The 12,161-nt window shown below is 42.8% G+C and carries 7 protein-coding genes and 2 rRNA genes; 6 read left to right on the top strand and 3 right to left on the bottom strand.

Annotation, left to right across the window (positions count from 1 at the left end; genetic code table 11):
* Nucleotides 1–313 (top strand): 23S ribosomal RNA (locus ATS74_RS04625); the annotation flags it as partial.
* A gap of 203 nt (nt 314–516) precedes the next feature.
* Nucleotides 517–631, top strand: a 5S ribosomal RNA gene (gene rrf, locus ATS74_RS04620).
* A 525-nt stretch (nt 632–1,156) separates the two neighbouring features.
* On the opposite strand, the gene ATS74_RS04615 is transcribed toward rrf, so the two are convergent.
* The gene (locus tag ATS74_RS04615) at nt 1,157–1,684 is read right to left on the bottom strand and encodes a sugar O-acetyltransferase (protein WP_058547779.1); all 528 of its coding nucleotides are present in this window, start codon (nt 1,682–1,684) and stop codon (nt 1,157–1,159) included.
* A 153-nt stretch (nt 1,685–1,837) separates the two neighbouring features.
* On the opposite strand from ATS74_RS04615, the gene ATS74_RS04610 reads away from it, so the two are divergent.
* The 4 genes from ATS74_RS04610 to ATS74_RS04595 all read left to right on the top strand — a co-directional run bounded on the left by ATS74_RS04610 (nt 1,838) and on the right by ATS74_RS04595 (nt 7,277).
* Nucleotides 1,838–2,602 (top strand): DeoR/GlpR family DNA-binding transcription regulator, encoded by a 765-nt coding sequence (locus ATS74_RS04610; RefSeq protein WP_058547778.1) that lies wholly within the window; start codon nt 1,838–1,840, stop codon nt 2,600–2,602.
* 46 nt (nt 2,603–2,648) lie between these two features.
* Nucleotides 2,649–4,469 carry a glutamine--fructose-6-phosphate transaminase (isomerizing) gene (gene glmS, locus ATS74_RS04605; protein WP_058547777.1) on the top strand — a complete coding sequence of 607 codons (1,821 nt, stop codon included), beginning with the start codon at nt 2,649–2,651 and terminating at the stop codon, nt 4,467–4,469.
* A gap of 112 nt (nt 4,470–4,581) precedes the next feature.
* Nucleotides 4,582–5,769, top strand: coding sequence for an alpha/beta hydrolase-fold protein (locus tag ATS74_RS04600; RefSeq protein WP_058547776.1), 1,188 nt, complete (start codon nt 4,582–4,584; stop codon nt 5,767–5,769).
* A 206-nt stretch (nt 5,770–5,975) separates the two neighbouring features.
* Entirely contained in the window at nt 5,976–7,277 is a 1,302-nt protein-coding gene (locus ATS74_RS04595; RefSeq protein ID WP_058547775.1) for a DEAD/DEAH box helicase, read from the top strand.
* A 100-nt stretch (nt 7,278–7,377) separates the two neighbouring features.
* On the opposite strand, the gene ATS74_RS04590 is transcribed toward ATS74_RS04595, so the two are convergent.
* Nucleotides 7,378–10,599, bottom strand: coding sequence for a S41 family peptidase (locus ATS74_RS04590; RefSeq protein WP_082660558.1), 3,222 nt, complete (start codon nt 10,597–10,599; stop codon nt 7,378–7,380).
* Nucleotides 10,600–10,754: 155 nt separating this feature from the next.
* Nucleotides 10,755–12,149 (bottom strand): hypothetical protein, encoded by a 1,395-nt coding sequence (locus ATS74_RS04585; protein ID WP_058547773.1) that lies wholly within the window; start codon nt 12,147–12,149, stop codon nt 10,755–10,757.
* Nucleotides 12,150–12,161: the final 12 nt, after the last annotated feature.

Here is a 12,161-nt window from a genome sequence, read left to right as displayed (position 1 = left end):
GTCGTGAGACAGTTCGGTCCCTATCTGCCGTGGGCGTTTGAGAATTGAGAGGGGTTGCTCCTAGTACGAGAGGACCGGAGTGAACGAACCGCTGGTGTTCGGGTTGTCATGCCAATGGCATTGCCCGGTAGCTACGTTCGGAACTGATAAGCGCTGAAAGCATCTAAGCGCGAAGCAGGCCTCGAGATGATTTCTCACTAGACTTTTAAAGTCTCTGAAGGGCCGTTGAAGACTACAACGTTGATAGGCAAGATGTGGAAGTGGTGTGAGCCATTAAGCTAACTTGTACTAATTACCCGTGAGGCTTAACCATACAACGCCAAACGCGTTTTGTGACAGTGAAAGCGACAGAAGTTAATGACTAAAGTAGATATTACTTAAAGACTTAAAAAATATTATCAGATATTTTCCAAATTTATGAGGTGACTCTTAGCGCGTAGCGTTAAAGTAGAGGCACCTTGCGCAAAGGAAAAAGAAGCACTACGTGCTTGTCATTACTCCTTTGCACCAAATTTGCTTGGTGACAATAGCGTTTTGGACCCACCTGACTCCATGCCGAACTCAGTAGTGAAACGAAACAGCGCCGATGATAGTGTAGCATTTGCTATGTGAAAGTAGGACATTACCAGGCTTCAAATTGTAGAAAGCCCGACTAGCAATAGTCGGGCTTTTTTACGTCTGCAGAAAAGTAAAATGTGCGTAATTAACACACACTCATATCGCGACACAAAGATAGTGTCGCATTGGCTATGTGGCTCTCCACCGCTGTGAGCACTACGACATTACCAGGCTTCAAATAAGAGAAACCCGTTACAGCAATGTAACGGGTTTTTTGCTGTCTGGGGTTTAGTAAATAGCCAAGAGCCCATGCCGAGCTCAGTAGTCAAACAAAACAGCTCGAAGGCGAGCCCCGCACAAGGCCGCCCCGACACAAAGATAGTGTAGCATTTCACTGTGACTCTCGAGCGCTGTGGACACCACGACATTCTACTGCGTAGCGCACCGACTTCAAATTGTATAAAGCCCGACTAGCAATAGTCGGGCTTTTTTACGTCTGAAGAAAAGTAAAATACGCACACGTAATGTACACTCATCCAATACAATACCTATCGCGTAGGTCTGTAAGGCGAGCACTAAAAAACACATTGATTAAAATTTATAGTGCTCTTATTTCACGAGCTGGATTACCCGCTACTACCGTATTAGCCGTTACATTTTTAGTAACTACAGATCCCGCACCAATAGCACTGTTATCCCCAATAGATACGTCCGCCAAAATAATTGCACCAGCGCCAATCCACACGTTGTCTCCTATTGTGATGGGTGATGCAAAGTTTTCTTTATTGAGTCGCTGTGTAGGGTTAACGGCATGGGATACCGCTAAGAGTTGAACGTTAGGACCAATTAAGCAGTCATCACCAATTGTAATTGAAGCTTCACTAATTGGGGCATCTAATACAGTACAGTTAATATTTATGAAGCTACGATCACCAATAGTAATTTGATTACCATAATCGCAATGAAAACCTGATTCTATAATTACTCCTTCACCGCATTGAGCGAATCGCTCTTTAATACGTTTTAAATTGCCTTTACTCGGGCTTTTATTAAAGAGTCGGCATATTTCGCCTGTTTGTTTACGTAGGGCTAAAAGCTCTTTGTTTAAGCTATTAAATGGCTGCATTATGGTTTCTTTGTTTAGTTAAGAGATGCTAAAGCTATTTTACCTTTATTATTACTTGTTGAAAGCTGCTTTATTTTTGTTCGTTCACTTGCCATTTAACTTGTTTCGTTTAAACTTGCACATCTTTCGAAACGAAACTTAATATCTTACTTTATGACTAAACGAAACACACAGCAGCGTCGCCATAATATATTGGCTCAAGTTAATGAGCTAGGTGAAGTGGCTGTTGAAAAGCTTGCTGAGCAGTTTCAAACATCTGAAGTAACCATTCGTAAAGATTTAACTGCGCTTGAAAAAAGTGGTCTGTTACTGCGCCGTTACGGCGGTGCTATTGCACTGCCTAAAGAAATTGTAAGTGACGAAATAGACTCTAAGCGAAAAGTAGCAATAGCAAAGGCTGCTGCAGCACTTATAAAAGATCATAACCGCATTATTATTGATAGCGGGCGGACTACGGCCGCTATGATCCCAGAGCTTGCAAATAAGCGCGGGTTAGTTGTAATGACCAACGCGATTAAAGTGGCGAGCCGTTTGCTATCTCTTGAAAACGAGCCAACACTTTTAATGACTGGCGGTACTTGGGATCCGCATTCTGAGTCGTTTCAGGGGCAAGTTGCCGAAAACGTATTATGCTCTTATGACTTTGATCAGCTATTTATTGGTGCTGATGGCATAGACGTAAAGCGCGGTACTACTACCTTTAATGAGTTAGTTGGTTTGAGCCAAGTAATGGCAAAAGCAGCCCGCGAAGTAATCGTTATGGTTGAATCAGATAAGATTGGCCGAAAAATACCAAATTTAGAATTACCGTGGAAAATAGTAACCACTTTAATAACCGATACTGGCTTAGCAGATGATAAACGCAAAGCGATAGAGGCGTGTGGTGTAAAACTAATTTGTGCAGAGATTATTGGATAGTAACTACAAAGCGAGTTACTAGAATTAAAAAATTAATGGAGACACTATGTGTGGAATAGTTGGGGCAGTTGCAGAACGTCCAGTAAATAAAATTTTAGTTGAAGGCCTTAAACGTCTTGAATACCGTGGCTACGACTCTGCAGGTGTAGCGCTATTAGAAGGCTCTACGCTAAATACTGTAAAAGCAGTCGGTAAAGTAGTAAACGTAGAAGCTGCACTTGAGAAAGCAGGCGTTAGCGGCCATACAGGTATTGCACACACACGCTGGGCAACACACGGTAGCGTTACTGAAGAAAACGCTCACCCGCACGTATCAAAAAACCAACTAGCACTTGTACATAACGGTATTATTGAAAACCACGCAAGCCTACGCGCATCGCTTAAAGAAGAAGGCTACGAGTTCTTATCTGAAACAGATACCGAAGTAATGGTTCACTTAATTCATAAGCTTCGTAAGCAACACACTACGTTACTTGCATCTGTTCAAGCAGCGGTTAAGCAATTTGAAGGTGCATTTGGTACAGTTGTATTTGATAAAGCAAACGACAACGAAATCATCGTAGCGCGCTCAGGTAGCCCGCTTGTTATAGGTTTAGGCCTTGGCGAAAACTTTATTGCCTCTGATCAGCTAGCACTATTACCCGTTACTCGTAGCTTTATCTTCTTAGAAGAAGGTGATGTAGCGCGTATTACTCGCGACACAGTAGAAATTTTTGATGAAAATGGCAATGCTGTAGAACGTGAAGTTGTTGAATCAAACATCACACAAGATGCATCAGGCAAAGGCGATTACCGCCACTACATGCTAAAAGAAATCTACGAGCAACCACTTGCGGTACGCAATACCCTTGAAGGACGTTTAAACGACGACCGTGTAGCAATTGATGCCTTTGGCGACAGCGCTCAGCAAATATTTAAAGATGTAAAACACGTACAAATTATTGCCTGTGGTACGTCATACCATTCAGGTATGGTTGCCCGTTACTGGCTTGAGCAATTTGCGGGTGTTAGCTGTAATGTAGAAATAGCTTCTGAATTTAGATACCGTCAGTCGTTTGTTCATGAAAATAGCCTACTTGTGACTATTTCTCAATCGGGTGAAACAGCCGATACACTAGCTGCGTTACGCCTAGCTAAAGAGCAAGGTTACATGGCCTCAATGACCATTTGTAACGTACCGGGTTCATCGCTTGTACGCGAATCTGACCTTGCCTTTATGACCAAAGCCGGCGCTGAAATTGGTGTAGCTTCTACTAAAGCATTTACCACACAATTAGTTGGTTTGTTAATGCTTACTGCGTCTATAGCGCAAGAAAAACAGCTTGATCAAAGTGCCATTGTAAATGCTATAAAAGTACTTCCTGCTAAGCTTGAAGAAACATTACTACTGGCAGATGGCATTGCAGACCTTGCAGAAGAATTTGCAGACAAGCATCACTCGCTGTTTTTAGGTCGTGGTTCGCAATACCCAATTGCAATGGAAGGTGCGCTTAAACTTAAAGAAATTTCGTACATTCACGCAGAAGCCTACGCAGCGGGCGAGCTAAAACATGGCCCACTTGCACTTATTGATGCCGACATGCCAATTATTGTTGTAGCACCAAACAATGAGTTATTAGAAAAGCTTAAATCAAACGTAGAAGAAGTACGCGCACGTGGCGGCATTATTTACGTATTCGCAGATAAAGATTCACACTTTGAGTCAGACGACACAATGCGTGTAATCAACGTAAACCACACTGACGACATTATTGCGCCAATTGTTTACACATTGCCATTACAGTTACTTTCGTACTATGTAGCGGTAATTAAAGGTACTGACGTTGACCAACCACGTAACTTAGCTAAATCAGTTACGGTTGAGTAAAATCAAAAGGTTGGTAATTAACTGTTAAAGATAAAAAGGCGCTTAATGCGCCTTTTTTTGTACCTCAAAGCCTGTTAGATTAAATAACACACTATTTTCTAAAGGATTAGTAATGCGTTTATTAACCGCTGTTTTTATATGTAGTTTATTTATATTTTATTCTAGTAGCACACTTGCAGAGCCTGATTTAAAACAGCAAACCATTAGCTATACGCAACAAATACATACTATTAATTCAGCAGTTTTAAACGAAGAGCGCACAGTTGTAGTCCAGCTTCCAAAGAGTTATCAAGCTAATCCAAACAAAGTTTATCCGGTCATTTATCGCCTTGATGGTGCGGGTAACATACCGCTTATAAGTGCTGTGATGGAGCGCTTGCAAAATGATAATCGTGCGCCAGAGGTTATTATTGTCGCTGTTGAAAACACCAATCGACTCAGAGATTTTTACCCTACAGTTAATAAAGAGCCACAAGGTCCAGTAGGTGAAGGCGGTGGTGCAGCAAAGTTTTTAGTATTTATTGAGCAAGAACTTATGCCCTTAATTAATAAAAGTTATCGTACGCACAATTATAATGTGATTGCAGGGGCCTCTGCGGCAGGCGTGTTTGCACTTTATACAATGCAAGCTAACCAAGATCTTTTCCAAGCGCATATTGCGTATAGCCCAGCCGTTTGGTGGAACTATGGTGCGTCGGTAAAAGCAACTAAGGCCTTTATTAATAAATCAAAAAACCTAAATAACTATGTTTACATTAATATAGGCGAAGAAGCAGGCATAATGCGTGAGCGATATAATGAGCTGCAGCAAGCTTTAGAATCTAATAGCTTGCCTAATTTACGCTTCTTTAGTGACGCGTTTGATGGTGTCTCGCATAACCTGACTTCGGTTGCTGGTTCATTTAATGCCTATCACAACTTATTTTTGCCTAAACAAATGCCCATAAGTGATTTAACTGACGATGTAACCTCTATTGATGCTTATTATCAAAACTTATCTCAACAATGGGGCGAGCAGATTGCGCCATCGGATCGCGCTGTTAGATCACTCGGTTATAATTTAACGGGCAGCAAGCAATTTACCCGTGCTATTAAAGTGTTTAAGTACAATATAAAAAACCACCCAAAATCAGTCGATGCGTTTTCAGCCTTATCTTATGGCTATGAAATGCAAGGCGATACTCGCCAAGCGCTTAAACAGATGGAATCTGCTTTAGCCATTACAAATGACTCATATCCTTATATAAATTATTTAAGAGAAACAAAAGCTAGGTTACAAGCAGAACTTAGCAAGAACTAATAATATTGCTAACTTAGTTGTTGGCTTTTTATGAAAGCCTCTTTAAGTTTGGAGTGCTCACGGTGACAGTCAAATTTCCTCGAAGCTTGTAGCTCGACGCTCGCAGCGATTACTTAAACCACATTAAAATCACTAATCCCTACTTAATAAGCGCTAAATACGCTAAAATTACAGGCTACTTTTTTAGCAATGAGCCCGTAATATTCATGACCTCAGCAACAAGCCCTAGCACCTTTAACGATCTTGGCTTTATTCCAGAGCTACAAGCTCGTTTAACCGATTTGGAATATAGCCAACCTACGCCAATTCAAACTAAGGCGATTCCAAGTGTACTGGCTGGTAGCGATTTAATTGCGGGGGCAAATACTGGCTCAGGTAAAACAGCAACGTTTGCTTTACCAATGCTACAAAAGTTATTTTTAGAGCAAGGCGCTAAAAAAGCAGCGAGCAAAGGTAATTTTGTCACTGGGCTTATTTTGGTACCTACCCGTGAGCTTGCTACGCAGGTGGCCGATAGCGTTAAATCGTATTCTGCTAACTTTAATGGCGCCATTAAAACGGTGGCGGTATTTGGTGGTGTGTCGGTTAATACACAAATGCAGGCTCTACGCGGCGGCGCCGATATTATTGTAGCAACGCCAGGGCGCTTGCTCGATTTAATCTCAAGCAATGCGATTAAGCTCGATAAAGTAACAACCTTAGTGCTTGATGAAGCCGACCGCATGCTAAGCCTTGGCTTTACCGAAGAGCTTGCTGAGTTATTAGCGCTAATGCCTGCTAAAAAACAAACCATGTTGTTTTCAGCGACCTTCCCAGAGCAAGTCACACAATTAACGCAAGAGCTGTTAACTAACCCTGTTGAAATACAAGTTCAAAGTAAAGACGAAAGCACCTTAGTACAGCGCGTATTTACGGTTAATAAAGGCGAAAAAACCACGGTTTTAGCGCATTTAATTAAAGCGAATAAATGGCGCCAAGCACTTATTTTTGTAAACGCTAAAAAAGACTGTGAGCACCTAGCAGGTAAGCTTGAAAAGCGTGGTATTAACGCGCAGGTATTTCATGGTGATAAAGGCCAAAGTGAGCGTACTCGCGTAATAGAAAAATTTAAAGCTGGCGAAATAGAAGTACTTATAGCCACCGATATAGCAGCCCGTGGTTTAGATATTGCCAAACTGCCTGTTGTTATTAACTTTAACTTACCGCGTAGCCCCGCTGATTACATGCACCGTATTGGCCGAAGCGGCCGTGCCGGTGAAGTTGGCCTAGCGTTATCACTGATTGATTATGAAGACTTTCATCACTTTAAAATAATCGAAAAGAAAAACAAACTTCGTTTAGAGCGTGAAGAAGTAACCGGTTTTGCGGTAAACCAAGCAAACCTTGATGCAGCACAAGCACTTAAAAACGATAAGCCAATGGCAAAACCTGAAGGCACAGGTAAGAAAAAGAAAAAAAATAAAGCTGATGATATCGATGATGTATGGAGTGGTTGGAGAAAAAAATAAGCTTTAGTACGGTATAAGTCATTAAACTCGAATTATTAAAAAACCCTGCACATTTGCAGGGTTTTTTTATTGGTATTAGCTTGTTTAGCTCTGCAGAAAGTTAAAACTTAGACGGAGCTGGTGGCACCACTAAAGGTTGCTTAGGGTTTTCTTTAAGCTCCTTTAATAACTCTTGTACAGCACGTTCTATTGATGGATCTTGGCCTTTATAAATAAGCTCTGGGCGATCAACCACTTTAATATCAGGAGCAACGCCTTCGTTTTCTATAATCCAGTTACCTTGGGTATCTAAAATACGGAATGTAGCCGCAATGACTTGCCCGCCATCTACAAGAGCAGGGTTGCCAGAAATACCAATTAAGCCACCCCACGTACGCGTACCAATTAGCTTACCTAAACCCGCTTGGCGGAAGTAGTAAGGAATTGCGTCACCGCCTGAGCTTGAATAGCCGTTTATTAGCATTGCTTTAGGACCGTCGTGTGCAAACTGTGGCGTTTTAGTCGGCTCGGTGCCTCGGCGTTTCCAATAGTTAAGTGGTTTACGTGCAAGCCAGGTGATCATATGCTCAGGAATATAGCCACCGCCATTGTAACGGTCATCAATAATCATGGCGTCTTTGGTTGTTTGCGGCATGTAATTTTTAAACATGGCGCGGTTACCTTCATACGCTGTATTTGGCAGGTGTACGTAGCCAATACGTCCATTTGATAGCTTATTAACGTAGGCTGCACGCGAGTTAACCCAATCTAAATAACGTAGACCTTGCTCACTGGCTACCGGTTTTACTGTTACTTGCCACGCACCTTTGCTACGCGGTTTGCTGTTTAGCACTAGCTCTACTTGCTCGCCTTGGGTGTTTTCAAGGAGTTCGTAAAAGTTAGCAACGTCTTTAACCGAGCGGCCATTTACCGCAATAATATAATCGCCGTTATGTGCTTTTACGCCTGTAGTCCCCAGCGGTGAGCGGAAATCGTCATGCCAGTTTTCACCTTTGAAAATTTGCTCTATTTTTACGTAACCCGATGGATCGCTTGCAAGCTTAGCGCCTAATAAACCGTGGTTTTTACGTTCGGCTTTTGGCATATCACCCGATTGCACGTAAATATGGCCGGAGTTAATTTCGCCAGCAATTTCGCTAAGTACGTAATCAAGGTCACTACGGTGGCTAATAGCATCAGCCATAGGTTGGTATTTAGCTAAAATAGCATCCCAATCTTGACCGTGGTGGTTTTCGTCGTAGAACCAGTCACGCAATGTGCGCCAGCCTTCTACGTACATTTGTTGCCACTCAGCTTGCGGGTTAATTTTAAGCGTCATTTTGCTTAAATCGAGCTTGTTGGCGTCTAGGTCTTGCTTTGGTTTAGGCTCAATTAAGCTGTAACCGCCGCTTGTATGTACAAGCAGATGTTCGCTGTTGCTCGATATAGTGTAATTGCTAACACCTTTAGCGACTGTTTCTAGCTCACTGTCGTGCTCGGTGCCTATAAGTTGTAAACCACCATTGGCAAGTGTAAGCACGCCGTCTTTTACTGCGGTTAAGCCTCGGTAATCGCCCGCTGGTGCATTAAGCGCGGTAACACGCTGCATAAAGTCGCTGATTTGCAGTGCGTTTTTAACTTTTTTGTCATCTTCTTTTTCGTCTTCTTTATCTTTTACAATCGTGGTTTCGTCACTTTGTAAGGCGATAAGCGGTTTAACGCTGTCGTTTACTGCGGCCGCATAAATACGGGTGGCGCGGTTAAACATGTAGTCAAACTCGTAGCTGCTAAACGCAAGGTTAAAGTCGCGCTCAGAGCTGAAGTAAAGGTATTGGCCATCTGGCGAAAAGGTTGGGTTTTGCTCGTTACTCATTTCGTCTGTTAGGCGCGTCACCTTTTCTTTTTTAAGGTTGTAGTGCCACAGTGAGGCATAACGGTTTTCGTTATTTTTAACATACACAATGTCTTGGCTATTAGGCGACCACGTATACTGAGTAATGCCGTCTTCGTCGTAAATGCCAGTATCAATTTTGTGTTGCTTGCCCGATTTTGCATCTAACCACCAAAGTGTGTTGTTTTTATCTGCAAACAATAGCTTAGCGCTATCGGGTGACCAAATAGGCGTAAAGCGCCAAATGGTACCATTGCTAGTAAGTTGCTTAATGGCATTGTTTTTACTGCGATCTTTTAAGTAAATTTCGTACTCGCCGCTTTCATCGCTCATGTAAGCAATGTAACGCCCATTTGGCGACCAGCTTGCGTCTATTTCACGGCTCTTATCTGTGTACGATAAGTTACGCGTAGGGCCTTGTTTAACAGGTACACTAAATAGCTCGCCACGGGCTGTAAATACAGCACGTTTGCCATCGTGAGAAATCGACATAGAATCAATAAAGTCGCTCACATTTTTGCTATACGGCATAGCGTATTGGCGCACACCGGCAATATTAATGCTCAGCTTAGTGCTTTTTTGTGTTTTTGCGTCAAAGCGATATAAGTAACCGCCGTTTTCATACACAATTGCATTAGGGCCTGCTGAGGGCCAAAGTACGTCAAAGTTTTTATAATTAGTGAGCTTTTTAGGCTCGCTGCCTTTGCGGTATTGGTAAAGGTTTAGTGTGTAATCACGGTCAGATACAAAATAAATGTTGTCGCCAACCCAGGTAGGTTGCTGGTCGGTTGCACGGTTAGTGGTTAGTTGCTCTGAGGTGTTATTTTCTAAATCGTAAATCCATACGTCTTGCGCGCGGCCGCCACGGGTGCGTTTCCAGGTACGAAACTCACGGTCAATGGGCGTATAAACATACTTGCTACCATCTGGGGAGAGCATACCGCCGCCAGTTTCTGGAATAGCTAAAGGCTGCTCAAGGCCACCGTCGGCAGGGACCATATAAGGGCGACCCATACGTTTGCCCCATGGTGTGCGGTTTGCTCTAAACACCACATTTTTACCATCGGCGGTCCAATCTAAAACGCGGTAATCAAAGCCACCACGCGGCGGCATTGGGCCAACATCGTTGTAGTATGTAAGCTGCTTAAGGCCTGAGCCATCGCTGTTGATCACATAAATTTGGCGACTGCCGTTATATTCGGCTGAAAATGCAATGCGCTTACCATCAGGAGAAAACTTAGGAAATGTTTCAAAACCAATGTGGTCGGTTAAACGTTTGCTTTCGCCGGTTTGTGTATTAGCAATATAAATATCGCCACTGTAAACAAAGGTCACGTTTTGGTTATGAATATCAGGAAAGCGTAGTAAGCGAGTGTCTTTAGTTTCATAGGCCGATACGCTCGGTGCAATAACTGCAGCCAAGGCAAGCGCCAATGTTGTTAATTTTTTCATGGGATTACATCCTATATTAATAGCTGTTACATCATAACAATAAGGTTATAAATAGCGATGCACTTGCGATAAAAGGTCTGTTACAAAATGTGAATAAAAAAAGGTTGGCATTAAAACGCCAACCTTCAAGGGAGTACTCTTTTTAAAGAGTTAAATTAATGGTCGTGATCGTCTTCCTCTTGCGCAATACCCAGCCAAGTAATTGCACTTGGGGCAAAAGTAAGCTCAACCTCACTTTCAATTTCTAAGTCTTCAAGGTGTACTTGCACAACGTGCTGAGCAATCGGGTCGGCTACATAAGCAAACTGACCATTTTGCGCCACTGTCATGCTAAAGCTCATACCCTCGGGCATGGTTGATACATCTTGTTCGGTAATATCAACTTGGCCTTCAAGCTCCCAATGCATTTCGCCATCATGGTCGTGTGCGCTAAATACATTTAAAAAACCTAAGCTGTCTAATATTAAAAAGTGCTCGCCATGGGCAGAAAAAGAGTACGACACAGCACTTGCGCCATCGGCTAGTTGCCATTCTAGTTCTTCCATTTGTGCTGTTGCTGGGTTAATAGTTACAATTACGGCTTCGCCGCCACCATGGCCAGATGCTACGCCAATAAAGGTCTCGCTATCTTCGTGGCCATAAATACTACCAATGCGTAAATCGCCAACGGCTGCAATGTTCGCTATTTTTTCAGCTTCGTATTCATCATCGTGCTGGTGGGCTAATAACACACCATCACTACAGCCAAATGCCACGTAGTCGTGGTTTTGTGCCGCGCCGTGTAAATCAGGGCACGTAACTTCTAAGGTTTGTTCTAGCTCATATTCACCATCATGAAAGTGATAAACACCTACTTGGTCTGGCAGTACTTTAGCAACCGATGTGCTTTCACTGTCATCACGACGAAGTGTTGATAATAAATGCTCACCGCGAGGCTCTGCTACGCCGTGCATATTAATATCGTAACTAATACCCGGTAGCGTTGCTGTTGCGCTGGTTATGTCGTTATCTGTTAATACTTCAACAGAGGCAACCGTGCCTGAGTCTGCATCACCATCATAAAAAACAGCTAATTGGCCGTCATGTTTTACAAGGTGAGTAGGGCGGCTGCCACTTGTTAGCTCATAACTGCTAGCTGCTGGGCTTTGCTCATAGTCGTGTAAATGCTCGCCATGGTCTTCACGCCATAAACCACCATCAATAAAGCCTAAGTAATCTTGTGCGCGGCTTGCAATAACGGCATAACGAAAATCAGGTGATGACGATAGCGTGTTTGAATCATTCGTCAGGGTAAATGTTTCAAGTAAAGCGTTGTCATCTAGGTCATAAAAGCTGGCTTCGTTGCTATCGCCTGCAAGCACAGCTAATCTGCCTAATGAATCAATTGTGTAGCCATCATCATGGTCGTGATCATCATCGTCATGATCGTGCTCGTCCTCTACAACAATAGGATCTTTTTCTACAATATTGGTCTGGGCATCGCCACAGGCTGTAATAAATGTAGTGCTAATAGCCAGTGCAATAAGCTTTAATTTGTATAGTTTTTTCATGTTTATTTCCTT

The organism is Pseudoalteromonas sp. H103 (assembly GCF_001469205.1).
Taxonomy (GTDB): domain Bacteria; phylum Pseudomonadota; class Gammaproteobacteria; order Enterobacterales; family Alteromonadaceae; genus Pseudoalteromonas; species Pseudoalteromonas carrageenovora.
The sequence above is the reverse complement of the archived record's forward strand: the minus strand, read 5'-3'. Positions and strand labels throughout refer to the sequence as shown.

Excerpts from the sequence above, each read along its gene's own strand:
- glmS (WP_058547777.1), top strand. The coding sequence starts at position 2,649 with ATGTGTGGAATAGTTGGGGCAGTTGCAGAACGTCCAGTAAATAAAATT.
- ATS74_RS04585 (WP_058547773.1), bottom strand. The coding sequence starts at position 12,149 with ATGAAAAAACTATACAAATTAAAGCTTATTGCACTGGCTATTAGCACT.
- ATS74_RS04600 (WP_058547776.1), top strand. The coding sequence starts at position 4,582 with ATGCGTTTATTAACCGCTGTTTTTATATGTAGTTTATTTATATTTTAT.
- ATS74_RS04615 (WP_058547779.1), bottom strand. The coding sequence starts at position 1,684 with ATGCAGCCATTTAATAGCTTAAACAAAGAGCTTTTAGCCCTACGTAAA.
- ATS74_RS04595 (WP_058547775.1), top strand. The coding sequence starts at position 5,976 with ATGACCTCAGCAACAAGCCCTAGCACCTTTAACGATCTTGGCTTTATT.
- ATS74_RS04590 (WP_082660558.1), bottom strand. The coding sequence starts at position 10,599 with ATGAAAAAATTAACAACATTGGCGCTTGCCTTGGCTGCAGTTATTGCA.
- ATS74_RS04610 (WP_058547778.1), top strand. The coding sequence starts at position 1,838 with ATGACTAAACGAAACACACAGCAGCGTCGCCATAATATATTGGCTCAA.